The organism is Pseudomonas sp. S2_C11 (assembly GCF_054668395.1).
Window position 1 is genome coordinate 2126670 of the sequence record NZ_CP162765.1, and the last position, 24402, is coordinate 2151071.

The following is a 24402-nucleotide window of genomic DNA, read 5'->3' on the forward strand; positions in this document are numbered from 1 at the left end:
CATACAAAACCTGTGGGAGCGAGCCTGCTCGCGAATGCGGACTTTCATTCAACACTCATGTTGACTGGTCTGACGACTTCGCGAGCAGGCTCGCTCCCACATTTGTCTTGTGTTGCATTCAAGAGCGGCGTTGGCGCGTCAAGTGTTTGAAACCCTCGAAAACCAGCACCACAACCGCCAGCCAGATCGGGATGTAAGTCAGCCACTCGCCCGACTTGATGCTCTCTCCCAGCAATAATGCCACCGCGAGCAACAGCACCGGTTCGACATAACTCAACAACCCAAACAGACTGAACGGTAGCAAGCGGCTGGCGATGATATACACCACCAGCGCAGACGCACTGATCAGGCCGAGCAGTGGAATCAGCCACATCAGTCCCGGATATTGATCGAACACGGCCAGGCCCTGTTCGCCGCCCTGCACAAACCAGTAGGCGACCGGCAGCATCAGGGTCATGTCGACCCACAGGCCACCGAGGTTGTCGGTTTTCAGGTATTTGCGCAGCACGAAATACAGCGGATAACCGACCACGACCACCAGCGTCGCCCAGGAAAATCCGCCAACCTGATACAGCTCGTTCAACACGCCAAGACTGGCGAAAAATACCGCGATTTTCTGCAGGTAAGACAGGCTCTCGCCATAGGCAATCCGCCCGGTCAGCACCATCGCCAGTGGCAACAGGAAATAGCCCAGTGATACATCCAGGCTGTAGTCATTGAGCGGTGCCCACATGAACAGCCACAGCTGAACCCCGAGCAGGGCGGAAGAAACCAGCAGCCCGGCGATCAGCTTCGGCCTGGCGGCCATCAATCGGAACAGCTCCAGCACCCGCCGCCATTCCCCGGAAACCAGCATGAACACCGTCATGCACGGCACGGTCAGGAGCATGCGCCAGCCGAAGATTTCCACGCCGCTCAGAGGGGTCAGCAGCGACGTGTAGTAATACATGACGGCAAACAGCACGGAGGCTGAAACCGATAGAGCGATACCTTTAGACAAACTGTCCTCGCGACGTGATGGTTGAACGGGGCGCGCAGGATACGTGGTTTTTGTGCTGAATATTGAGCGGATGCTCATTATTTCCCACATCCAGGAGCCACAAATCCTGTGGAAGCGAGCCTGCTCGCGAAGAGGCCGGCAGATTCAGCATAGATGTTGCGTCGACTGGCGCTATGCATGGTTGCACCGCTTAAACGCAAAAAGATCGCAACCTTCGGCAGCTCCTACAGGGAACGCATTCCAGAGTAGGAGCTGCCGAAGGCTGCGATCTTTTGATCTGCGCGTCTGATTAGGCCCGCAACGTCCGAGTCATCCGCAACGCCAGCAGACTCCCGCCGACGATCACCGCCGCCAGCACGTACAACGCTGCATCCGTCGAACCCGTGCTGTCCTTGACCCAACCCACCAGGTACGGGCTGAGGAACCCGGCCATCTGCCCCATCGAGTTGATCAGCGCCAGCCCACCAGCCGCTGCGCCCGCGCTCAGCATGGCGGTCGGCACCGGCCAGAACATCGGCAGGCCGGTCAGTGCGCCCATGGTCGCGATGGTCAGGCCGAGAATCGCAATCGCCGGATTGGCCGCGAAATTCACTGCGATCACCAGCCCGACAGCGCCCATCAGCATCGGCACCACCAAGTGCCAGCGGCGCTCCTTGCGCAAGTCCGCCGAACGCCCGACGACCAGCATGAACACCGCTGCGAGCAGATACGGAATCGCACTCAGCCAGCCGATCACCAGGTTATCGCTGAAGCCGAGGTTCTTGATGATCGACGGCAGCCAGAAGTTGATCGCATACACGCCGCTCTGGATGCAGAAATAGATCAGGCCGAAGGCCCAGATCGCTGGGTTCTTGAACACCGCAAGCAGCGAGTCGGTGGCGGTTTTCGGTTTGTTGGCGAGGTCTTCGGCGTGGTCGGCTTCGAGCACGGAACGTTCATGGGCGGTCAGCCATTTGGCATTGGCGAAGCTGTCGCTCAACAGGAAATACGCCAGCGCACCGAGGATCACCGTCGGAATGCCTTGCAGGAGGAACATCCACTGCCAGCCGGCCAGGCCACCCTGGCCGGCGGCGAAGTGGTTGAGAATCCAGCCGGAAAACGGGCTGCCGAGCAAACCGGAGACCGGGATTGCCGACATGAACAACGCCATGATCCGGCCACGGCGGAAGGTCGGGAACCACTGCGAGAGATACAGCACGACGCCCGGGAAGAAACCGGCTTCAGCGGCACCGGTGAAAAAGCGCAGGGTGTAGAACTCGGTCGGGGTGGTGACGAACAACAGGCAGGTCGACAGCGTGCCCCAGGTGATCATCATCAAGGCAATCCAGCGCCGAGGACCGAAGCGGGTCAGTGCCAGGTTGCTCGGCACGCCGCACAGCACATAACCGATGAAGAAGATGCCGGCGCCGAGGCCGTACACCGTTTCGCTGAATTTCAGTGCGTCGAGCATCTGCAGTTTGGCGAAGCCGACGTTGACCCGGTCGAGGTAGTTGAACAGATAGCAGATGAAAATGAAGGGAATCAAACGCAGGGTGATGCGTTTGTAGACGGCGTTTTTACCGTCGTCGATGGTCTGGGTAGCTGCGGCGCTCTGCGACATAGCGGCTCTCTCTTTATTATGATTTTTTGCGATGCAAAGGGTAACGTTGATCGCCCTGAGAGTCTCGGCCACCTTTGGCCGGATTGTCTTTGTGCCTGAGCACAGGGTTTGCCGCCAGACCCTGTGCGGCTGAACAACCGTTCGTGCCTGAACTGAAGGATTGCCGCCGCTATGTTCGAACTCGATCACGACCTTGCCCAGGACATCGTCGACCGGGCCATGGCCATTTTGCCGTACAACGTCAACGTCATGGACAGTCAGGGCCTGATCCTCGGCAGCGGCGAACCGGAGCGCATCAACACCCGTCATGAAGGCGCGCAACTGGTGCTGGCCAACGGGCGTGTGGTGGAAATCGACGCGCAGACGGCGGTGCATCTCAAAGGTGTGCAACCGGGGATCAATCTGCCGCTGCTGCTCGATCAGCGCTTGATCGGCGTGCTCGGCATCACCGGCGAGCCGGAGCAATTGCGCACCTACGCCGAGCTGGTGCGCATGACCGCTGAAATGCTGGTCGGCCAGCGCAACCAGCAGGCCGAGCAACAATGGCGACGGCAGCGTTGCGATGATCTGCTGGCGTTGCTGCTGAGCGAAGCGGGGGATTCGCCGCGTCTGATCGATGAGGCGCAGCAGCTTGGGCTCAAGCCGCAATTGACCCGGGTGCCGTATCTGTTTGAACTGGGGCTCGAGCACGGCCCGGGGCAAACCGTCGAGGCACTGAGTGCGTGGCTGACCTCGCGTTATCCGGACAGTTGGTGCGTGAGTTCGGCGAAGTCTTCGTTGTTGTGGTGTCGCCCGGCGAGCCAGAACGTCGAGCATGATCGCCTGCTGGAAAAACTCGATGGCCTCGGCTGGAAGATTTTGCGCATCGCCGTCGGCGGGCAGGCGGATGGTCTGGCAGGGTTGCGTCGCTGTTACCGACGAGTCGGCGATTTGCTTGCTTATGGTCGTGACGTGCTGCCGAATTCGAGGCTGCTGACGCTCAATCGTTATCGCTTGCCGGTCATGCTGTGGCGTCATCGCAACGATGATGCGCTGGACGAACTGCTCAAGCCGCTGCGCCAGGTCATCGCCAAGGACAGCAACGGCCAGTTGCTGGCGACCCTGCGCAGTTGGTGCGAGCACGACGGGCAGAGCCAGGCCTGCGCCGAGGCGTTGGGCATTCATCGCAATAGTCTGCGTTATCGCATGGAGCGGATTGCCGAGTTGAGCGGGGTTGATCCGTTGAAGCTGGACGGGATGCTGGCGTTGTATCTGGGGGTGCAGTTGCTGCCGCAGACTGATCCATTGCCATGAGTTGTCCTTGAGGCCGCCATCGCTGGCAAGCCAGCGATGAGGCCGGTACGACCAACACATATCTTTTGTGGAAATGAACAATAAACGTCGACGCCACTTGTGCACCCGACTGGCGTCAACGCTCACGACCGCTGGCAGCATGAACGCCACTGCAACCGGAGAATTCCCATGAAAATCGTCATCGCCCCCGACTCGTTCAAGGACAGCCTGAGTGCCCAAGGCGTTGCCGAAGCCATTGCCCTCGGACTGGCCCAGGTCTGGCCGCAGGCGACGCTGATCAAATGCCCGATGGCCGATGGCGGCGAAGGTACGGTCGAGTCGATTCTCGCAGCCTGCGAAGGTGAGTTACGCCGCACCCGCGTGCGCGGTCCACTGGGCGCGCCGGTCGAAGCCGCATGGGGCTGGCTGCCGCACAACCACACCGCGATCATCGAAATGGCCGAGGCCAGCGGTCTGCAACTGGTCCCGCCGGGACAGCGCGATGCCTGCATCAGCAGCACGTTTGGCACAGGTGAATTGATTCGTGCAGCGCTGGATGCCGGCGCGCAACGGGTGATTCTGGCGATTGGCGGCAGCGCGACCAATGACGCCGGCGCCGGGGCGATGCAGGCGCTGGGGGTGAAGTTGCTGGATGCGCAGAATCAGTCGCTGGTGCCCGGCGGCCTCGCCTTGGCGCAACTGGCGCGACTGGATCTGAGTGGACTTGATCGACGTCTGGCCGATGTGCGTTTCGACATCGCCGCTGATGTCAACAATCCGCTCTGCGGCCCTCACGGCGCCTCGGCCATTTTCGGCCCGCAGAAAGGCGCATCGCCTGCGCAGGTTGAGCAGCTCGATCAGGCGCTGGGGCACTTCGCCGAGCTTTGCGCGCAAGCATTGGGCAGGGACGTGCGCGATGAACCGGGCAGCGGCGCGGCGGGTGGTCTGGGGTTTGCCGCCAAGGCTTTTCTCGGTGCGCAGTTTCAGGCGGGCGTCGAGGTGGTAGCGGAACTGGTCGGGCTCGCTGACGCGGTCAAGGGTGCGGATCTGGTGATTACCGGAGAAGGCCGCTTCGATGCGCAAACCCTTCGCGGCAAAACGCCGTTCGGTGTTGCGCGAGTTGCCAAACGACACGCTGTGCCGGTGATCGTGATTGCCGGGACCTTGGGCGAGGGCTATCAGGAGCTCTATCAACACGGCATCGACGCCGCTTTCGCCGTGACCAGCGGACCGATGACGCTCGAACAAGCCTGCGCCGAAGCTCCGCGCCTGCTGCGTGAACGCGCCACCGATATTGCTCGGGTCTGGCAACTCGCCGCCCAACGCTGATCGGCTTGCCTATGTAGGAGCTGTCGAGTGCAACGAGGCTGCGATCTTTTGACTTTTAAAAGCAGGATCAAAAGATCGCAGCCTCGTTGCACTCGACAGCTCCTACCAAGGGCAGCGGAGCAGTTTTTGATTGTTGCCACGTCCTGAAAAATATTTACCGCAGACCCGAAACCTTCCTCAAGCCTGGCCGATACAACGGTCAGGCGCACACAAAACCACAATTCAGTGCCGCCGGACTGTCGCCCGCTATGGGCCAGTGCTCACGGCATGGACGCTCGTAGTTTCTTTCTTTCGAGAGTCCGACCATGTCCCTGCGTAACCTGAATATCGCGCCACGTGCTTTCCTCGGTTTTGCCTTTATCGCCTTGTTGGTGATTGTCCTCGGCGTGTTCGCGGTCAGCCGCATGACGGTCATTCGTCAGGCGTCGGTCGACATGGACACCAACCAATTGCCAAGCGTGACCCACCTCAGCGTGGTCACGGAAAACGTCCTGCGCATGCGCATTCTCTCGTTCCGTGTGCTGGTCAATCGCGAACCGGCCAGCCTGCAAGAGGCAGAAACCCGCATCGCGGTGCTCGTCGACAAGGTGCGCAAAGCGCAGGCCAGCTACGCTGCGTTGCCGGCAGGCCCTGAAGAGCGCGCGGTCTTCCAGACGTTTTCGACGACGCTCGATAATTACCTGCAAGCGCAGAATCAGATGATTGAGCTGTCGCGCAAAGGCGATCTGGAAGCGATGCGCGCGTTGATCAACACGCGCATCAAGGAAGGCACCGATCAGATGGGCGAGCAGCTCAACAAGCTGATCGGCATGAATACCGCCGGGGCCAGAGCGGCGGCCATTAAGGCCGGTGAAAACTATGACAGCGCCATCACCGGGATCATCATCGTCGCCGTGATTGCGGCGCTGGCCACCGTGTTGCTCGCCTGGTTGCTGACCCGCAGTATCGTCACGCCGCTCAACCGCGCCGTGCTCGCTGCGCAAACCATTGCTGGCGGTGACCTCAGTAAAGCCATCGAAGTCGACGGCAAGGACGAACCGGCGCGCTTGCTTGAAGCCTTGGCGGCGATGCAGACCAACCTGCGCAAAACCATCGAGCAGATCGCCGGTTCCGCCACGCAACTGGGCGCCGCTGCCGAAGAACTCAGCGCTGTTACAGAAGAGGCTTCGCGCGGCCTGCAACAACAGAACAACGAAATTGAACAGGCCGCCACTGCTGTCAACGAAATGACCGCTGCGGTGGAAGAAGTGGCGCGCAACGCCGTCTCGACCTCCGAAGCCTCGAACCAGTCGACCCACGCCGCCCGTGAAGGTCGCGATCAAGTGGTGAAAACCGTCGACGCGATCCAGACCATGACCCACGACGTGCAGAACACTGCGCAGATGATCGAAGGCCTCGCCGCGCAGGGCCGTGACATCGGCAAGGTGCTGGACGTGATTCGTGCCATCGCCGAGCAGACCAACTTGCTGGCGCTCAACGCTGCGATTGAAGCCGCGCGTGCCGGCGAGGCTGGCCGTGGCTTTGCCGTGGTGGCTGATGAAGTGCGAGCCTTGGCCCATCGCACCGCGCAGTCGACCCAGGAAATCGAGAAAATGGTTGCCGGCATCCAGAACGGCACCGGTGAAGCGGTCTCCTCGATGCAGCAAAGCAACCAGCGTACCCAGTCCACTCTGGAAATGGCCCGCGCGGCTGGCGTGGCACTGGAGCAGATCACGCAATCGATTCACCAGATCAACGAACGCAACCTGGTCATCGCCAGCGCGTCGGAAGAGCAGGCGCAAGTCTCGCGCGAGGTCGATCGCAACCTGGTCAATATTCGCGACCTCGCCACGCAATCGGCCGCCGGGGCCAACCAGACCAGCGCCGCGACCCACGAGCTGTCGCGACTGGCAGTGGATTTGAACGCGATGGTGGCGCGTTTCGTGATTTGAGATACGGTGAAGGCTGGAAACCGCGCTAACAGGAGACGTACATGCGCTATTCAGCCTTGACCCAACGAATCGCCGGGGAGGGTGCCGCTGCCTGGCAGATTCACGACCGAGCGCTGGAACTGCGCGCCGAGGGCGTTGATGTTTTGTTGTTGAGCGTCGGCGATCCGGATTTCGATACGCCGTTGCCGATCGTCCATGGCGCGATCGATAGCCTGTTGGCCGGCGATACCCATTACGCCGACGTGCGTGGGCGGTTCGAGCTGCGCAGGCTGATTGCCGAGCGTCATCGCCAGCGCAGTGGTCAACGGGTTGATCCTGATCAGGTGATTGTCCTGCCCGGCGCACAATGCGCGGTGTACTCGGTGGCGCAGTGTCTGCTCGATCCGGGCGATGAAGTGATCGTCGCTGAGCCGATGTACGTCACTTACGAAGGTGTGTTTGGCGCCTGCGGTGCCAAGGTGATTGCGGTGCCGGTACGCCCCGACAACGGTTTCCGTGTCGACCCGGCCGATGTTGCCGCGCGCATTACCCCGCGAACGCGCGCCATGCTGCTCAACAGTCCGAACAACCCCAGCGGCGCGAGTTTGCCCTTGCTGATCTGGCAGGAGCTGGCAGCGCTGTGCATTCGTCATGATCTGTGGCTGATCAGCGATGAGGTGTACAGCGAGCTGTTATATGAAGGCGAGCACATCAGCCCGGCGAGCCTGCCGGGCATGGCCGAGCGCACCGCAACGATCAACAGTCTGTCGAAATCCCATGCGATGACCGGTTGGCGTATCGGCTGGATGATCGGCCCGAAACCCTTGGCCGAGCATCTGGTGAATCTGTCGCTGAGCATGCTCTTCGGTCTGCCGGATTTTGTACAGAAGGCCGCGCAAGTGGCGCTGCAAAGTGATCTGCCGGAAGTCTCTCAGATGCGCGAGGAATACCGCTTGCGGCGCGATCTGGTGTGCGAGCGTTTGCACGGTTGCCCTGGGTTGCAGCCGATTCGCCCGGATGGCGGCATGTTCGTGATGGTCGATGTGCGCCAGACTGGCCTCGGCGCCCAGGCATTTGCCGAGCGCTTGCTGGAAGGTTACGGGGTGTCAGTGTTGGCCGGTGAAGCGTTCGGGCCGAGCGCGGCGGGGCATATTCGCATCGGGCTGGTGGTGGATCGGGTCAAACTGGCGGATGCCTGCGCGCGGATTGCGTTGTGTGCGGTGCAGCTGTTGCAGGCGCGCAGTGCCTGAGGGTCTTGCATTGCCTGAACCGGCGCCTTGCTGATCGTTCCCACGCTCCGCGTGGGAATGCCTCTAGGGGCGCTCCGCGTTCCAACTTTCGGAAGGGACGCGGAGCGTCCCGGGCTGCATTCCCACGCTGAGCGTGGGAACGATCAGCATCAAGGATTCACCAGATTCGCCGGCGGCTGTCCATTCAACGCCGCCAACAGATTCTCCACCGCACACCGCGCCATTGCCTCACGCGTTTCATGGGTCGCCGAGCCCATGTGCGGCGTCGCCACCACGTTGCTCAACTGCAACAACGGCGAGTCATGATTCAACGGTTCGCGCTCGAACACATCCAGCCCCGCCGCGCGAATCCGCTTGCTGCGCAACGCCTCGATCATCGCCGCCTCATCAACCACCTTGCCCCGCGAGATATTGATGAAAATGCTTTCCGGCCGCATGAACGCAAATTGCTCGGCGCCGATCAAGCGTTCGGTCTGCGCCGTCAGCGGCAAGGTCAGGCAAATGAAATCGGCCTGCTGGAGCAACTCTTCGAGGCTGCGATATTGTGCGTCGAAACGCTCCTCGACCGCCGGTTTGCGCGACTGGCTGTGGTAGATCACCGGCATGCCGAAACCGAAATGCCCGCGCTGGGCCAAGGCTTCGCCGATTCGGCCCATGCCGATGATGCCCAGCGTCTTGCCGTGCACATCGGTGCCGAAATGCGCCGGGCCGATGTTGCGGCTCCACTGCCCGCCACGGACCATGTTCGCCAGTTCGACCACCCGCCGCGCGGCAGCGAGGATCAGGGCGAAACCGGTGTCGGCGGTGGTTTCGGTGAGCACGTCGGGGGTGTTGGTCAGCAGAACCTTGCGCCGATTCAGATACTCGATGTCGTAGTTGTCAACACCCACCGAGACGCTGGCAATCGCCTCCAGCTGCGGCGCCAGATCCAGCAACGCGGCATCTAGTTTCAGGCTGGCCCCGAGCAAACCGTGGGCGCGGGGCAGGGCATCGCGCAGCTGCATGAGGCCGTCGGCGTCGAGGCTTTCGATCAGCGTTACGTCAAATTGCTCTTGCAGGCGCGCCATCAGCGCAGGCGAAAGTTTCTTGTAAAGCACGACCTGTTTTTTCATGGCAAAAGTCCTTTCAGGAATGCGCTGGCACACGCGGCGTGGCGACGGCTTTGGCGACGACGCGATCACTGGCGCCGGGCTTGAGGAAAATGGTCAACACCACCGACAGCAACAGCGCGCCGCTCATCAGCAGATAGGAAGCGCCGGGCGAACCGGTCGAGCTGTTCAGATAGCCGACCAGATACGAGCCGCCAAAAGAACCGAGCGCGCCCATGCTGTTGATCAGCGCCATGGCGCCGCCAGCGACGTTCACCGGCAGGATCTCGGGGACGATGGCGAAGAACGGTCCGTACGGCGCGTACATGCAGGCGCCGGCAATGACCAGCAGCGTGTACGACCACCAGAAGTGTTCGGCGCCCAAGGCATAAGAGCCGTAGAACGCGATGGAGGCGATCAGCAGCGGCGGCCAGACGAAGCGTTTGCGCTTCTGCAATTTGTCCGAACCCCACGACACCGCGAGCATGCCGATCACCGCCGCCAGATACGGCAGCGCCGACAGCCAGCCAGCCTCGATCATGTCCATCTGCGCGCCGGCCTTGAGGATCGACGGCAGCCACAACACGAAACCGTAGACGCCGATGCTCCAGCAGAAAAACTGCAGCGCGAGGATGATAACCTTCGGCGAACGGAACGCCTCGGCGTAGTTCTTCACCGCCTTGATCCCGACCTGCTCAGCAGCGAGGGCGCTTTCCAGATCGTGCTTTTCCTGCTCATTGAGCCACTTGGCCTGGGCCGGGCGGTCGTCGGCCAGACGCCACCAGATAAACGCCCACAGCACCGCCGGCAGACCTTCAATGATGAACATCCAGCGCCAGCTGAAATGCTGCACCAGATAGCCCGACACCACCGACATCCACAGCATCGTCACCGGGTTACCGAGGATCAGAAAGGTGTTGGCCCGCGAACGTTCGGCGCGGGTGAACCAGTGGCACAGATACACCAGCATCGCCGGCATCACCGCCGCTTCGACCACGCCGAGCATGAAGCGAATGACGATCAGCCAATAGGCGTTGGACACCACGCCGGTCAACGTGGCCAGACCACCCCAGAGGATCAGGCTGACGAAAATCAGCTTCTTGACGCTGTGCTTTTGCGCGTAGATCGCGCCGGGAACCTGGAAGAAAAAGTAACCGAGAAAGAACAGCGCACCGAGCAGCGAGGACAGACCCGGTGTAATCATCAGGTCTTCGGCCATGCCCGATGCGGCGGCAAAACCGTAGTTGGCGCGATCGAGATAGGCCAGGCTGTAAGTGATGAACACGATCGGCATGATGTACCACCAGCGGCGGGTGGCGAGGGTAGCGGTTTTCATCGGTGTGACTCCTGAGCTTGTTGTTTTTGTCGCAGCAGGTTCATTGATTTGCGGTGATCAGGCGGGCCTCTTCGCGAGCAGGCTCGCTCCCACATGTGAAATGCGTTCCCCTGTGGGAGCGAGCCTGCTCGCGAATTCAGCGGTCAACTCCAAGCGAGAAGGCAACCCCTCCATGTCGCCACGACTCTGCACCGCGCGACTGCCAATCCAGTTCGCTCGCTGCACGGCCTCGGCAAAACTCTGGTGCTCGAGCAGGGCGCTGATCATGCCGACCGCAAAGCCATCTCCGGCACCCACGGTATCGACCACGTTGCTCACCGGCACGCCGGCAACGAAACCCTGATCCAGCTGCGTGCGGTAATAAGCACCCGCAGGCCCGAGCTTGATCGCCACGGCCTCGGCGCCCTGATCCAGATAGAACGCAGCAATGTCGGCCGGGTCGTCGAAACCGGTGAGCAAGCGACCTTCACTCAACCCCGGCAGCACCCAGTGGGCAAGGGCGGCGAGGCGGTTGATCTGGCGGATCATCTCGCCCTCGCTGGCCCACAGGCTCGGGCGCAGATTCGGGTCGAATGACACGCTGCGCCCGGCGTTGCGCATCCGGGTCATCAGCTCGAAGGACATTTCCCGGCTGGAGCCTGACAGCGCCGGCGGAATACCGGTGGCGTGCAAATGGCGGGCGCTCAGCAGGTTGTCGCTGATGGAGTTCGGCGACAAATGACTGGCCGCCGAACCGCGCCGGAAATATTCGACCTGCGGGTCGCTGCCATCGTCGTTGCGCGATTTGAACTGGAAACCCGTTGGCTGGTTTTTATCGACTTCGACGTGGCTGCAATCCAGACCTTCCTTGATCAGCGTCTCGACCACAAAGCGTCCGAGTGAATCGTTACCGACCCGGCTCAGCCACGCGACGTTGAAACCCAGGCGCGACAAGCCGATCGCGACGTTGCTGTCGGCCCCGGCAATCCGTTTGTGAAACTGCTCGACCTTGGCCAGATCGCCGGTCTGCTCGGCGACCAGCATCGCCATGGTTTCACCGAAAGAAAGAATATCGATCTCAGACATGAGCTGGCTCCAGGCGCGATTGACCGAGGCGGGCGAGGGCGGCGACGTGTTCGCGGGTCAGTTGCACCAGATCATCGCCTTGCAGCGGGTATTCGGCGGCGCGCATAACGCCTTGGTCCATGTGCCGCAGCAGTTGTTCCCACAGATGCAGATCGCTGATGGCGGGTGGTACGGCGATCAGTTTGCCGTCGGCGCGGCGCGCGACGGCTTTGCAATGCACGTAACCGACATGACGACCAAGCGCGCGTGCGGCGCTGGCGGCGGACTGGTCCTGCCAATGCCAGTTGCCAATGTCGAAGGTCATCTTGATCGGCAGGTTGTGCTGCTCGACGGCGGCGAAGAAACGCTGGAACGGCTCGATTCGCCCGCCATGCAAGGTCTGGTCGTTCTCCACCAGCAGTTGCACCGGGCTTTGCTTGAGTCGCTCGGCCAGTGCCTGCAAGTCAGAGTTGTCGGTGAAATAACCGAGGGACACTTTCAGCCATTTCGAGCCAAATGCCTGGGCCTGCTGCAGCGCGGTAATCAGTTCGGGATTTGGCTGCGCTTGCCCTGCGAGCCAGAGTTCGGTGGGTGAGGAATAAATGCTTTGCAGGCCCTGCGCCTGGGTAGCCTGAGCCAGTTGCGCCGGGTCTTCACGGGTCAGCAGCTCTTCACGCCACTCGATGCGATTCGCCCCGGCTGCCGCGAGGATGTCGATAAAACAATCCTGCCCACGCTGGCGCACGAGCTCGGCGCCGTAGCTGGACAGACTGATGGAAACGGCTGGTTTATTCATTGTTATTGACCTCTGAAACCGGTTTCATTTTTGTTCAAAAAAAATCAGGTGATTCTGTAGTGTTTTTGCAGGCCCTTTCGCGAGCAGGCTCGCCCCCACATTTGCAACACGGTCACCTGTGGGAGCGAGCCCGCTCGCGAAAGCGCCAGATCAGACGCCGCCAATCCCTCGGGTCGAACCCCGCTCAATCAGCACCGGCGCAAAATCCACAATTCGCGCCACCTCATCATCCCCGCGCAAGCGCTTGAGCAGACACTCAAACGCCCGCGCGCCTATCTCTTGCGTCGGCTGTGCCAGCGCGGTGATCCCGCTGCCCACCAGCGGATACCAATCCAGATCATCCAGGGCAATCAGCCCGACATCCTCGAACAAGCGCACACCGAGTGCGCGCAACGCGTGAGTCGCCGCCAGCGCCGCCACGCCATTGGCGCAAAACAGTGCTTTCGGACCGTCACCGGAGGTGCTTAGAAAAGTTTGCAGTTGCGCCTTCAGATCATCGCCGGTTTCCAGCACCGCCCCGGTCAGGGCCGAGCGTTGGGCAATCTGCGCTTGAAAACTGCTGACCCGTTCGATCCGCGAGCTGGTGCCGTCAAACGGTTCGGTGACCATCAATAGGTCCCGATATCCGCGCTGCTCAAGGTGTGTGAGTGCCATTTCAACCGCTTGCGGGTTATTCAGTCCGACCATGTCGCTGTCCAGCCCGTCGACCTTGCGGTCCACCAGCACCAGCGGCATCTCGCGGCGCAGCTCGTGCAATTCGTCACGGTGATGGCCCAGCGTGTTCACGATCAGCCCTTCGATGTTGTACGAGCGCAACAGCGCCAGATGCTGGCGTTCCTGCTCGTCATCGCGGTCGGTGTTGCACACCACCAGGCTGTAGCCGTGCGCACGGCAGGCGGTTTCCACCCCGTGCATCACGGCAATCGAATAGGGGTTACGGATATCGGCGACGAGCATGCCGATCAGCCGAGTGCGCCCGCGTTTCAGGCCGCGGGCCATTTGGTTGGGGCGGTAACCGAGTTCATCAATCGCCTGCTCGATGCGCCGGGCAATGGCATCGGAGAGCAGCGCGCGGTCTTCGCCGATGAAGCGCGAGACGCTGGCCTTGGATACACCAGCGCGTTCGGCAACATCAAGCATGGTCACGCGGCTGCGCTGGGCGGCGGAGAAGTCGTTCAATGGGTCAGACCTTATTTTTGAAATGTAGCGTTTTAGCGGCATGGATACCGCTGAAACCGGTTTCAGAAGACACTATCTGACCTTGAGCCGTCAACCTTCAAATGCAGCGGAAGCAGTCACGGCAAAATGGATTTCCGACAAACGGTTGCTTTACCTGTCAGATCTGACAGTAGGCATCTTTCCAATACCAGCGCTTAATTTCTTTCAGGCCTAGATGACCAGCCAGTGAGAAATTCCATGCCGATCGAAACGCCGATTACCTCCAGCGATCCATTGAATCCCGGCGTGCTTCTGAGCCTGCCACGAGTGGAAGGCGTCGATCCGCTTGACCCGGCCGGAACATTGCCGCCGGACGCAAAACAGGTGGGCATCGTTTGTATTATTGACCGCTGGCCGAACTTTCCTGTTTCAGGCGTGAATAAAGATCGTGTTGAAATTTTCATTGTTGGTAACCCTGATTTCGTCGCCTTTGGCGAGTATGGGGCCGCGGACGATGCGCCGGAGTTTCGTATTCCAGTAGCTCCCGAGAAACTTCCGGATGTGGCTTCGTTTGAGCTTTTCTACACAGTACGTTCGATCAACCCTACTACGTCACCTTCACGACGCCTGACTTTTGCGATAGTTAAGCCGCCGCAACTTTTGAAGGAGGTTACTTTTCCCGATGCGGATGCTTGGGGATATATCGGATGTTACAAGAACCATCCCGGCGATCCGGAAGCCTTGTTTATCTGGGAAGGGGTACGTATCGAAATTCCTTTCGATGACTTGTTTCAGCTTGCGGATGTCCTCAGCCTGGATTGGCAGGCATGGGATTCTTTAAACGGGTCGGGAAACCCTTTGACACAGGTGTTTAACTTTACTGAGGTTGTGACAGATGTTGTGACCAAGGAGCCAGTGAAGATTGTAATCAAGCCCTTTGCTTCACATATAGAACCCATGGAGGAAAACGATTCGGCCTTAGTTAATTACCAACTATTGCGCGACGGTGTACCTATCTTTCGCTCGTTTACCGGGCTGGTGAAGGTAGACAGGAAAATTCCGGGAGAAAGCAAGTATTGCTCGGATGCAAGTTGGATGAAGTGATCAGGCCGCAACAGTAGCAGCGATATTACGACTGCAGTTGGCGACATTCGCCATTGTCGAAGATGCATGGATCAAAAAACATTTTCTACGCAATGGAGAAGGCACATGACAAGTATTCAAACTGCGGAGTCAGGCACACCCTTGGGCGTTCTGGTCGCACCTACCCCCGAATTGCCAGACGGGCGCGGCACGAACAAGGACATCATTCCGATAGCTGCGATACCTGTGGGCGCCGCGCTGACACTTATGGTCAAGACCAATGTGTGGTCGAATCCTAACAGCAGAGATCAGATCGCCCTTGACGTTACGCGAACCCAGCCTCCTGCCAATCCGCTGCCGACAGACTTCACGCGGTTAAACAGGGTAAACCTCGGCGACGTGGCCAGCCGTCCTGTAGATTTTCCGATCACAGTGCCTACCGAATTTCTGGGTGAGGATGCAACCCCGGTGGGGCCGACGCCGATCTGGGTGCGTAGCGTGCTGTATGAGCGGGGGCTCAACCCGCTGACCGGTCCTGTGATGAAGTTTTTTATCGACCGTACTGGTGCCTGGCAAGCGAAACCTGCACAAACAGGTACAAATCCAGGACAGGTTCCAGGCGCCAGAACAATTCCGCCAGCCACGTTTCCAAATGCCCCCGGGGATCTGGATGACACATGGGCGGGTCAGCCAGGTAACGAAGGGGGATTGCAGGTACAAATTGATACCGGCTACGCCAACGTTCAGCCGGATGACACGTTGACCCTGTACGTGGCAGGTACACGTACCAACCCTCCGCAGGTGCCCCCTTTTTTCAACGGACCGATGCCCACCGATGGCAAGCTGTCCATCCCGACCGCAGAGCTACGCAAGGTAACGAGCGGCCGGGCCTTCATCTGGTTCATCATTACTGACGCTGCTGGCAACCAGAGCGCATGGGGCGTGTATTTCAAAAACGTGCGTTTTCTGCCACTGCCCAAACTGGGCGTCATTACCGTCCCGGCAAACGAAGATGGTCTGATCGATTTAAAAGATGCGCGTGCAGGTGTGAAGGTAAAAGTCAGCCGGTTGGTAGATACAATCGGCACCGATGTAGTGAGCCTGACATACGGCGCTCAACCAGCCCAGGATCTGCCATTCAACGCACTCACGGAGCTGGAGTTCACCATTCCTTGGTCGAGTCTGAGCAAACAATACTTTGATAACCAGACGGGTACGAATTTTGAATTGGACGTGGTCGTCAAAGCTGACTTGATGCGTGGCGGCTTATCCATCGACGATGGAACAACAACTGTAAAAACAGATTTCTCGACGCATCCGCCTTATACCGTCGACCCGACGACCCCGCCCCCTGAAGTTAATCCCGAATTCCGGAAACTGATCGTCCGCGGACAGCCACCTGTCACGGATAACTTACTGGGCCCTCAGGATGTCGATCAGACAGCCAAGGCTCACATCGATGTCTCGCCTGTCACCGCCGGGACGTCGTTTCCCGATCCCGAACCGGGCGATCTGGTTACCCTGAAGTATCTTGGGGATCAAGGCGAAATTATCGTTAATTCCATTCAAATGACTCAGTCGAATATCAATAATGTCGTTCAGATAGATTTGCCATATACCGTTGTCGGTCCGGGTGGTATCGGGCTTAAAGAGGCTTGGTGGACATATGAAAACCCCGCCCGGAATAATACTCAGGACTCGGCAAAGGAGACGGTAACTGTCAATACTGTAGTCATCGTTCTCGATAAGCCAGAATTCCAACGCCCACCTACAGATGGCACCGAAGACCCATACATTATTTGCGAGAGCTTGACGGGGGATGATCACGTTGCGACGTTCAAGATCAAACCTAATGATCATTTCACCGATGGGATGAATATCACATTCAATTGGCAAGGCTGGCATGACGATAAATACACCATAGACGCACCGCCGGATACGGTTTTTTCCGATACTCGTGCGATCACTTCGCTCGAGTTAACGGAGGGGATGCTTTGGGAAGTGCCATACGCACCTTTTATTCGTAATCTTCCTCGTCCACCTGCTACCACGCCTGATCCGACCGACTTTTACGCAGGTTATGTCAAAATCTGGTATTCGACGCCAATTGTAACCACGTCAGAAGTTCAGGAAATGATTGTCTACCTGCTCAATGCTGACTTCTTGTACTGCGAATCGGAACCGGGCTGGGATCCTGCGCCTGCTCCATAAACGGCATTCGCGATCATTGCATTGCCGGAGAGCCAACCTCTTCAGGCAATGCAATTTAATTGGGGAAGCAAGAAATATCTCGAAATGTCGCGAGTGGGCGATTAAGCCCACCTACTAAGAGGATTAGTCCTACAGAGAAAGTCCAGACTAGCAGGTATTCTCCGGCGTCGCCTACAAAGGTCGTCTGATGGAATATGTACGTCTGAACCGTCCTTCTTCCGTCCCGATAAACCTCAACGAGAAGTGTATATGACGTTTGAAAATAGCTTGGGACCGACAGTTTTGAAACTCACTGGCACGCTCTCTTGTGCAGCATTACTGATCGCAATATCCGAGACGGCCTTTTCCCGAAATCTCAATCCTGGTGAAGTCGAAACCGTATCCGGCGGTGCTACGCCAGAAGCCTGGTTCATCCCTGTCACCGCCACGCTCAACGTCAATGGCGGTGATACGCTGAACATCGTTGTCGGCGGTGGGACGTTAAACGCGATTTCCGCCAGCACTTCACAGATTGAAGCCTCAGCAGACGCCCGAGTGTCTCTGGACGCGGCAACGGTGACGGCTAGCAATTTCGACACTGCGCTGAGCTTGACCGACAGCTCGGCAGTGGTATCCGGCAGTACGCTGTCCAGCGATGGCAGAGCAATGTCGCTTGCGCGCGACCTGAATATACCCGTTGGCTCAACAGCGACCGTCACTGGCAGTACGTTGACAGGCGGTTTTTCGGGTGCAGCGGTGACATCCCTCAGTACGTTGAATCTGGTGGACAGCCGGGTTGAAGGGACCGACGCAGACGGTGTTGGCCTCGAACTTTACGGCGGCAACGCCAACATCAGTGCAGCCAGCGAGGTCATCGGAGAACTGGATGGGATCATCTTTGGCGAGGATACTGTCCTGAACCCGAGCGATGTCACCGCACAGAGTGTACTGAAGATTGATGGGTCAACCGTGCAGGGCCGCACCGGCGCAGCGATCAAAGTCGATTTTGCGACGCCGGACGATCAACCGGTATTGATCGAGATAGCTAACCGTTCGAATCTGATCGGCGGCAACGGTAATATCCTCGAGGTTATGGATGGCGCAGCAGCGCGCTTTCAAATCGACGACAGCCAGTTGACCGGCAATGTAGCGGTTGCTGACGGCGGGACCGCCGCGGTTTTCTTGCAAAACAATGCCAGCCTTGACGGCGATTTGACCAACGTCGATTCTGTTTCGCTTGATACCCGAAGCATACTCACCGGTAACATTCAGGGCTCCGGGGCTGGCGTCGTGATGCTGGATAACGACTCGATCCTGCACGGTTCGGTTACTGGCGTTAGCGCTATGTCCATCGGGCGTGGCGCTGAATGGAACCTGGATGGCAGCAATTCGTTATCGAATCTCGAAATGCAGGGCGGGAACGTCAGATTCGGCACGCCCGCCGAGTTCGTCCGTCTGGATGTTGCCAACCTGTCAGGCAACGGCCGGTTTTTTTTGGATGCTGACGTGTCCACCGGTGAAACGGACTTTCTCAATGTCACGGAATCAGCCAGTGGCCGTCACGAGCTGGTAGTTGGTGCAAGCGCCAGTGAACCTGTCACCGGTGCACCGCTTCAAGTGGCTAACATCGCTGGCGGGGATGCTGAGTTCGATCTGAGAAACGGTCAGGTTGATCGTGGTGCTTTGGCGTACAAACTGGTGCGAGAGGGCGAAGGTATTTTCCTGCGGACTGATGGGACAACGCCGAGTACAGGTTCACAAACAGCATTGGCTATTGCCGGTACCGCTCCTACGGTTATCTATTCGGAAATGACCACTCTCAATACTCGCCTCGGCGACCGTCGCATGGCCGGCACTCAGCCGCGATCGCGATCGATTGCGGCACTGGACTCAGATAATCAAAACGCGACCAGCGGCCTGTGGATACGCACTCATGCCAATCAGTACAACGTCAAGAATGCCTACGGTGATGGTTATAAACAAAATCAGACTGGCGTCTCATTGGGGGTGGACACGCCACTACCGATAGGTGATGGCCAATGGTTGATCGGGGTTTTTGGTGGCTACAGCACCACTCGCCTTAACCTGGCCCGCGGCAGCGCCGGCACGATCAACAGCACCTATGGCGGGATGTATCTGTCCTGGTATGACGAAACGACCGGGTATTACGTGGATACCGTTGGCAAAATCAACCGCTTCAGTAATGACGTCAAAGTCACCTTGAGCGATGACACTCGAACAAAGGGTGACTTCGATAATCTCGGCATCAGTGGAACCGTCGAAGTAGGTAAGCATATAGTCTTTAACCGAGGTTACTTCATCGAGCCCTCTGCTCAGGTTGGTGTTGCGACGGTAAAAGGCAAGGACTACAAGTTGGACAACGGACTGCAGGTAGACAGCAACGAGACCCGCTCATTGCTCGGCAAGGTAGGAATGACCGTTGGCCGCGAGGTGGTGCTGAACAATGGCGGAAAATTGCAACCCAGGCTGCACGCGGCGTTGAGTCATGAATTCGTCAACAATAATCGTGTCAGCGTGAATGACACTGGATTCAACAACGATTTGTCCAGCACCAGCCTCGAGCTTACCGGGGGCCTCAATTGGGTGCCGGCCAATAACAAATGGCAACTGTATGGCGAGATAGGGACCAGCAGGGGCAGCAAAGCTGACCAGGAGCTAGGAGGGAGTGTCGGGCTGAGCTTCAGTTTCTGATTGCATCAGCATTAAAAAAAGGAAGCCTCGCAGCTTCCTTTTTGTCGTAGTCAGTAAGCGTTTTTTCTCTTGCTCAGGTCTGCGTTAGCGACAAACTCCCCAGTGATCGGAAACTCTTCGTTGCCGCTCTCTCCTCCATGGTCATATGTGCCGGACCAAGTGCCACTCAGGGTTTTTTTAATGTCGTCATATTTCAATGTCAGGCTCCCGCTCACAGAGACGTGCAGATCACCCGTCGCAGGATTGGAATAGTAGGTACTTCTGACATCATCGCTATCTTTGGAGAGGTCATAGGTCGACGATTGGGGTTTAAAAGGGAACACAAACTCAAGCGTACGCGTCACACCATCCTTAGTGTGTCCAGCTGTCAGGACGTAACGCAGGCCTTCCGGGTAGGGCTTCGGCCCGAAGGAAGGTACAGAGGTAGATCGAAACTCCATGAATTGAGGGATTTTGACAAACCTGTAGTTTGGGTTGGCATCGCCGTTGATAGTGGCTGACAAATAGGTCGGCGCTAAAACCGGAGAGATCGTCGTGTAGGCTCGGGCTGCATAGCTCATGAGTTTTATCTCCATACAATATGGTTGGGGACATCCAAAGACTGACCCGTCCTACTTCTGGATGTTGTATGGAAGCGTGAATACAGTACGCCTGTAAACTGTCAGTGTTGACAGTTTACAGGCGTACGTTTTTGTGAGCTTTGAACTGCCAGAACAAGCCGTGTTTTTCAGCCGAACAATCCTGCTGCAATGTTGATCGAGAACCCGAGGATCGCCGTATTGAACACAAAACCGATCAGCGACTGCGCGAGCACAATTTTTCGAATATCCCGCGTTGCAACACCCACATCCGAAGTCTGCACAGCCACGCCGATGGTGAACGAGAAGTACAGAAAATCCCAGTAATTGGGGGTGGTCAGTCCTTCAGCAAAACGCAGCGCCGGCTCTTTGCCGTCCCAGGTGTAAAACAATCTGGCGTAGTGCACACAGAAGATCACACCTATCAGCAGCCATGAGCCGGTCACTGTCAGCGCTGTGAACCCGTAGTGCATGAGTTTGCGTGAGGTTTCCAGGTCTTTGCTGCCGGCCAGTTCAAGGGTGATGGTGGCGAGACTGGCCAACGCGGCAATGCACACCACAAACAGCACCAGCCCGGCGTTCTCGTCTTCGACTTCGGCGATGCGTCGCACGTCCGGGGCCTTGGCGCGTATGGTCAGCCAGAACATCAGGATCAGGTATGTCCAGACACCGACGTTCCAGCCAATGAGAATTTTGCTGACGATGGAACCGGCCGGGACCAACAGGCCGCTGGCGAGGCCGAGCAGAGCGGCGGCGGAGAGGCGAGGGTGGGTGCGGGCGAGGAAGCGCATGGTGACTCACGTTGGTGAACTGTCAGCGCACCATAGCGCAGGCGATCCGGCTTTTGTAGGAGCTGCCGAAGGCTCGGGCCGCGATCGGACGATCTTTCGACTTTAGCTTTTCAAGATCAAAAGATCGCAGCCTCGTTGCACTCGACAGCTCCTACATTTGGATCAGTGGGATTTGGTGAACCGTTGTACGAGTTTCATCACTACGACGAAGAAGACTGGGACGAAGATCACCGCCAGCGTCGCCGTAATCATCCCACCGATCACGCCAGTGCCGATCGCCTGTTGGCTGGCCGAACTGGCGCCGGTGGCGATGGCCAACGGCACCACACCGAGAATGAACGCCAGCGATGTCATCACGATCGGCCGCAGACGCAAACGCGCGGCCTGCAACGTCGCATCGATCAGATCGTGACCTTCGTCATACAAGCTCTTGGCGAACTCGATGATCAGGATCGCGTTCTTCGCCGACAGACCAATGATGGTGATCAGTCCGACCTTGAAGAACACGTCGTTGGGCATGCCGCGCAGTGTCACGGCGAGTACCGCGCCGAGCACACCAAGCGGGACAACGAGCAATACAGAGGTCGGAATCGACCAGCTCTCGTACAGCGCCGCCAGACACAGGAATACCACCAGTAGCGACAGGCCCAGCAGAATCGGCGCCTGATTGCCGGACAGGCGTTCCTGCAACGACAAACCGGTCCACTCTTGACCCAGACCTTTCGGCCCCAGCGCAACCAGTCGTTCGATTTCCGCCATGGCCTCGCCGGTACTGTGCCCAGGTGACGGTTCACCAGATATCGCGATCGCTGGATAGCCGTTGTAACGAGTCAACTGCGCCGGGCCTTGAATCCAGTTGGCCTGAACGAAGGCCGACAGCGGCACCATGTTCCCGGCGTTGTTGCGCACATGCATTTTCAGCAAATCATCCACCTGACTGCGCTGATCACCTTCGGCTTGCACGACCACCCGCTGCATGCGGCCCTGATTGGGGAAGTCATTGATGTAGCTCGAACCCACGGCAGTGGACAGCACGTTGCCAATGTCGGCGAACGATACGCCCAAGGCATTCGCCTGCTTGCGGTCGACGATCAGCTGCACCTGCGGTGTTTCGGCCAGTGCGCTTTCACGGACGTTCATCAATACCGGACTTTTCTCGGCGGCGGCGAGCAGTTCCGTACGCGCCTGCATCAACGTCGCATGGCCCAGACCACCGCGATCCTGCAAGCGGAACTCGAAACCGCTGGACGTGCCAAGGCCATCCACCGGCGGCGGCAGCACCGAGAAGGCCATGGCGTCCTTGATCTGGCTCAGCGCCGCGTTGGCGCGATCGGCGATCGAGCTGGCAGCATCGTCACTGCCACGTTCCGACCAATCCTTGAGCGTCGAAAACGCCAGCGCTGCGTTCTGCCCGCTACCGGAGAAACTGAAACCCAGGATCACCACACTGTCACTGATTCCCGGCTCACCGGCGTTGTGCGCTTCGAGCTGCTCGGCTACTTGTACAGTACGGTTCTTCGTTGCGCCGGGTGGCAATTGAATATCGGTAATGGTGTAGCCCTGATCCTCGGTCGGCAGAAACGAGGAGGGCAGGCGCGCAAAACAGATTCCGAGTCCAATCAGCAGGACCACGTAGATCATCAGGTAGCGACCCGTACGCTTGAGCGCATAGCCGACCCAACCCTGATAACGGTCGGTCAATTGCTCAAATCGGCGATTGAACCAGCCGAAAAATCCGGACTTCTCGTGGTGCTCGCCTTTGCCGACAGGCTTGAGCAATGTCGCGCACAGCGCCGGCGTCAAGGTCAGGGCGAGGAACGCGGAGAATAAAATCGAGGTGGCCATGGACAGCGAGAACTGTTGGTAGATCACCCCGACCGAACCCTGCATAAATGCCATCGGAATAAACACCGCGACCAACACCAGCGTTATGCCGATGATCGCCCCGGTAATCTGCGTCATCGCCTTGCGCGTGGCTTCCTTGGGCGACAGGCCCTCGCTGGCCATGATGCGCTCGACGTTCTCCACCACGACGATGGCGTCATCCACCAGAATGCCGATGGCCAGCACCATGCCGAACATGGTCAGCACGTTGATCGAGAACCCCAGCGCCAGCATGGTCGCGAAAGTGCCCATCAACGCCACCGGCACCACCAGTGTCGGGATCAGCGTGTAGCGCACGTTTTGCAGGAACAGGAACATCACCGCAAACACCAGCAGCATCGCTTCACCGAGGGTGTAGATCACTTTGGTAATCGAGACTTTGACGAACGGCGAAGTGTCGTAAGGAATCTTGTATTCCACGCCAGCCGGGAAGTAGCGCGCCAGTTCGTCCATTTTCGCCCGCACCAGTGTCGCGGTGTTCAGCGCGTTGGCGCCTGGAGAAAGCTGCACGCCAACGGCGGTGGACGGCTTGCCGTTCAGGCGTGTACCGAACTGATATTCCTGACTGCCGATCTCCACTCGCGCGACATCACCGATGCGCACCGTGGAGCCATCGCGATTGGCCTTGAGCACGATGTCGGCGAATTCCTGCGGCGTCGACAATTGGCCTTTGACCAGAATTGTCGCGGTAATTTCCTGCGTCGAAGGTGACGGCAGATCACCGATGCTACCTGCTGAAACCTGGGCGTTCTGCGCAACAATGGCTTCGTTGACATCGGCCGGTGTCAGATTGAACGCGATCAGTTTCTGCGGATCGATCCAGATGCGCATGGCTCGCTCGGCACCATACAACTGCGCCTTGCCGACACCGTCCAGACGCTTTATCTCGTTCATTACGTTGCGCGCCAGATAATCGCTGAGCGCCACGTCATCGAGCTTGCCGTCGCTAGAGGTCAAAGTGATCAGCAAGAGGAAACCGGAAGAGACCTTCTCCACCTGCAATCCCTGCTGATTGACCGCTTGCGGCAGGCGCGACTCGACCACCTTGAGGCGGTTTTGCACATCGACCTGCGCCAGCTCGGGATTGGTGCCCGGCTGAAAGGTTGCCTTGATCGTCGCGCTGCCCAGGCTGCTTTGCGATTCGAAATAGAGCAAGTGATCGGCGCCGTTGAGCTCTTCCTCGATCAGGCTGACCACGCTTTCATCGACGGTTTGCGCCGAGGCGCCAGGGTAGACGGCGTAAATCTCGATTTGCGGCGGGGCGACGTCGGGGTATTGCGCCACCGGCAACTGCGGAATGGCCAGCGCACCGGCCAACAGAATGAACAGGGCGACCACCCAGGCAAACACTGGGCGGTCGATAAAGAACTGCGGCATATAG

17 protein-coding genes are annotated in these 24402 nt (G+C 58.6%); 7 read left to right on the forward strand and 10 right to left on the reverse strand.

Annotated elements, in window-relative coordinates; all coding sequences use genetic code 11:
• Window positions 1–118 precede the first annotated feature (118 nt).
• Window positions 119–1000, reverse strand: coding sequence for an EamA family transporter RarD (gene rarD, locus AB4N48_RS09775; RefSeq protein ID WP_071172591.1), 882 nt, complete (start codon window positions 998–1000; stop codon window positions 119–121).
• Between the two features lie 289 nt (window positions 1001–1289).
• Entirely contained in the window at window positions 1290–2600 is a 1311-nt protein-coding gene (locus AB4N48_RS09780) for an MFS transporter (RefSeq protein WP_039762752.1), read from the reverse strand.
• Window positions 2601–2771: 171 nt separating this feature from the next.
• Here AB4N48_RS09780 and AB4N48_RS09785 point away from each other — a divergent pair, with 171 nt between their 5' ends.
• The 4 genes from AB4N48_RS09785 to AB4N48_RS09800 all read left to right on the forward strand — a co-directional run bounded on the left by AB4N48_RS09785 (window position 2772) and on the right by AB4N48_RS09800 (window position 8361).
• Window positions 2772–3893 (forward strand): sugar diacid recognition domain-containing protein, encoded by a 1122-nt coding sequence (locus AB4N48_RS09785; RefSeq protein ID WP_150635138.1) that lies wholly within the window; start codon window positions 2772–2774, stop codon window positions 3891–3893.
• 168 nt (window positions 3894–4061) lie between these two features.
• A complete protein-coding gene (locus tag AB4N48_RS09790; protein WP_236169077.1) occupies window positions 4062–5201 on the forward strand; it encodes a glycerate kinase in 1140 nt (379 codons plus the stop codon).
• A gap of 305 nt (window positions 5202–5506) precedes the next feature.
• A complete protein-coding gene (locus AB4N48_RS09795; protein ID WP_150740940.1) occupies window positions 5507–7132 on the forward strand; it encodes a methyl-accepting chemotaxis protein in 1626 nt (541 codons plus the stop codon).
• A gap of 41 nt (window positions 7133–7173) precedes the next feature.
• Window positions 7174–8361, forward strand: a complete 1188-nt coding sequence (locus AB4N48_RS09800; RefSeq protein WP_041480186.1) for a pyridoxal phosphate-dependent aminotransferase — start codon at window positions 7174–7176, stop codon at window positions 8359–8361.
• A gap of 149 nt (window positions 8362–8510) precedes the next feature.
• Here the strand turns inward: AB4N48_RS09800 and AB4N48_RS09805 are convergent, their stop codons facing one another.
• From AB4N48_RS09805 to AB4N48_RS09825, 5 genes are all read right to left on the reverse strand, one after another.
• Window positions 8511–9473, reverse strand: coding sequence for a 2-hydroxyacid dehydrogenase (locus tag AB4N48_RS09805; protein WP_460095278.1), 963 nt, complete (start codon window positions 9471–9473; stop codon window positions 8511–8513).
• A gap of 13 nt (window positions 9474–9486) precedes the next feature.
• Window positions 9487–10785: an MFS transporter gene (locus AB4N48_RS09810; RefSeq protein WP_406226687.1), complete on the reverse strand. Its 1299-nt coding sequence runs from the start codon at window positions 10783–10785 to the stop codon at window positions 9487–9489.
• Window positions 10786–10842: 57 nt separating this feature from the next.
• Window positions 10843–11850 carry a sugar kinase gene (locus AB4N48_RS09815; RefSeq protein ID WP_252884303.1) on the reverse strand — a complete coding sequence of 336 codons (1008 nt, stop codon included), beginning with the start codon at window positions 11848–11850 and terminating at the stop codon, window positions 10843–10845.
• On the reverse strand, window positions 11843–12625 hold the full coding sequence (locus AB4N48_RS09820; RefSeq protein WP_076562681.1) for a sugar phosphate isomerase/epimerase family protein: 783 nt from the start codon (window positions 12623–12625) through the stop codon (window positions 11843–11845). The genes AB4N48_RS09815 and AB4N48_RS09820 overlap by 8 nt, the downstream gene beginning before the upstream one ends.
• Before the next feature lie 150 nt (window positions 12626–12775).
• Window positions 12776–13804: a LacI family DNA-binding transcriptional regulator gene (locus AB4N48_RS09825; protein ID WP_460095280.1), complete on the reverse strand. Its 1029-nt coding sequence runs from the start codon at window positions 13802–13804 to the stop codon at window positions 12776–12778.
• Between the two features lie 237 nt (window positions 13805–14041).
• Here AB4N48_RS09825 and AB4N48_RS09830 point away from each other — a divergent pair, with 237 nt between their 5' ends.
• The 3 genes from AB4N48_RS09830 (at window position 14042) to AB4N48_RS09840 (ending at window position 19768) form a co-directional block, all read left to right on the forward strand.
• A complete protein-coding gene (locus AB4N48_RS09830; RefSeq protein ID WP_460095282.1) occupies window positions 14042–14887 on the forward strand; it encodes a hypothetical protein in 846 nt (281 codons plus the stop codon).
• Between the two features lie 105 nt (window positions 14888–14992).
• On the forward strand, window positions 14993–17077 hold the full coding sequence (locus AB4N48_RS09835) for a hypothetical protein (protein WP_252867691.1): 2085 nt from the start codon (window positions 14993–14995) through the stop codon (window positions 17075–17077).
• Between the two features lie 249 nt (window positions 17078–17326).
• On the forward strand, window positions 17327–19768 hold the full coding sequence (locus AB4N48_RS09840) for an autotransporter outer membrane beta-barrel domain-containing protein (protein ID WP_460095283.1): 2442 nt from the start codon (window positions 17327–17329) through the stop codon (window positions 19766–19768).
• Between the two features lie 50 nt (window positions 19769–19818).
• Here the strand turns inward: AB4N48_RS09840 and AB4N48_RS09845 are convergent, their stop codons facing one another.
• The 3 genes from AB4N48_RS09845 to AB4N48_RS09855 form a co-directional block, all read right to left on the reverse strand.
• Window positions 19819–20328 carry a hypothetical protein gene (locus tag AB4N48_RS09845; RefSeq protein ID WP_056789698.1) on the reverse strand — a complete coding sequence of 170 codons (510 nt, stop codon included), beginning with the start codon at window positions 20326–20328 and terminating at the stop codon, window positions 19819–19821.
• A gap of 167 nt (window positions 20329–20495) precedes the next feature.
• Window positions 20496–21137, reverse strand: coding sequence for a DUF1345 domain-containing protein (locus tag AB4N48_RS09850; protein ID WP_252876391.1), 642 nt, complete (start codon window positions 21135–21137; stop codon window positions 20496–20498).
• 162 nt (window positions 21138–21299) lie between these two features.
• Window positions 21300–24398, reverse strand: coding sequence for a multidrug efflux RND transporter permease subunit (locus AB4N48_RS09855; RefSeq protein WP_460095285.1), 3099 nt, complete (start codon window positions 24396–24398; stop codon window positions 21300–21302).
• Window positions 24399–24402: the final 4 nt, after the last annotated feature.

Coding starts and splice junctions, on each gene's coding strand:
- AB4N48_RS09820 (WP_076562681.1), bottom strand. CDS start 12,625: ATGAATAAACCAGCCGTTTCCATCAGTCTGTCCAGCTACGGCGCCGAG.
- AB4N48_RS09795 (WP_150740940.1), top strand. CDS start 5,507: ATGTCCCTGCGTAACCTGAATATCGCGCCACGTGCTTTCCTCGGTTTT.
- AB4N48_RS09800 (WP_041480186.1), top strand. CDS start 7,174: ATGCGCTATTCAGCCTTGACCCAACGAATCGCCGGGGAGGGTGCCGCT.
- AB4N48_RS09835 (WP_252867691.1), top strand. CDS start 14,993: ATGACAAGTATTCAAACTGCGGAGTCAGGCACACCCTTGGGCGTTCTG.
- AB4N48_RS09780 (WP_039762752.1), bottom strand. CDS start 2,600: ATGTCGCAGAGCGCCGCAGCTACCCAGACCATCGACGACGGTAAAAAC.
- AB4N48_RS09830 (WP_460095282.1), top strand. CDS start 14,042: ATGCCGATCGAAACGCCGATTACCTCCAGCGATCCATTGAATCCCGGC.
- AB4N48_RS09840 (WP_460095283.1), top strand. CDS start 17,327: ATGACGTTTGAAAATAGCTTGGGACCGACAGTTTTGAAACTCACTGGC.
- AB4N48_RS09855 (WP_460095285.1), bottom strand. CDS start 24,398: ATGCCGCAGTTCTTTATCGACCGCCCAGTGTTTGCCTGGGTGGTCGCC.
- AB4N48_RS09790 (WP_236169077.1), top strand. CDS start 4,062: ATGAAAATCGTCATCGCCCCCGACTCGTTCAAGGACAGCCTGAGTGCC.
- AB4N48_RS09815 (WP_252884303.1), bottom strand. CDS start 11,850: ATGTCTGAGATCGATATTCTTTCTTTCGGTGAAACCATGGCGATGCTG.
- AB4N48_RS09810 (WP_406226687.1), bottom strand. CDS start 10,785: ATGAAAACCGCTACCCTCGCCACCCGCCGCTGGTGGTACATCATGCCG.
- AB4N48_RS09845 (WP_056789698.1), bottom strand. CDS start 20,328: ATGAGCTATGCAGCCCGAGCCTACACGACGATCTCTCCGGTTTTAGCG.
- AB4N48_RS09805 (WP_460095278.1), bottom strand. CDS start 9,473: ATGAAAAAACAGGTCGTGCTTTACAAGAAACTTTCGCCTGCGCTGATG.
- AB4N48_RS09850 (WP_252876391.1), bottom strand. CDS start 21,137: ATGCGCTTCCTCGCCCGCACCCACCCTCGCCTCTCCGCCGCCGCTCTG.
- AB4N48_RS09785 (WP_150635138.1), top strand. CDS start 2,772: ATGTTCGAACTCGATCACGACCTTGCCCAGGACATCGTCGACCGGGCC.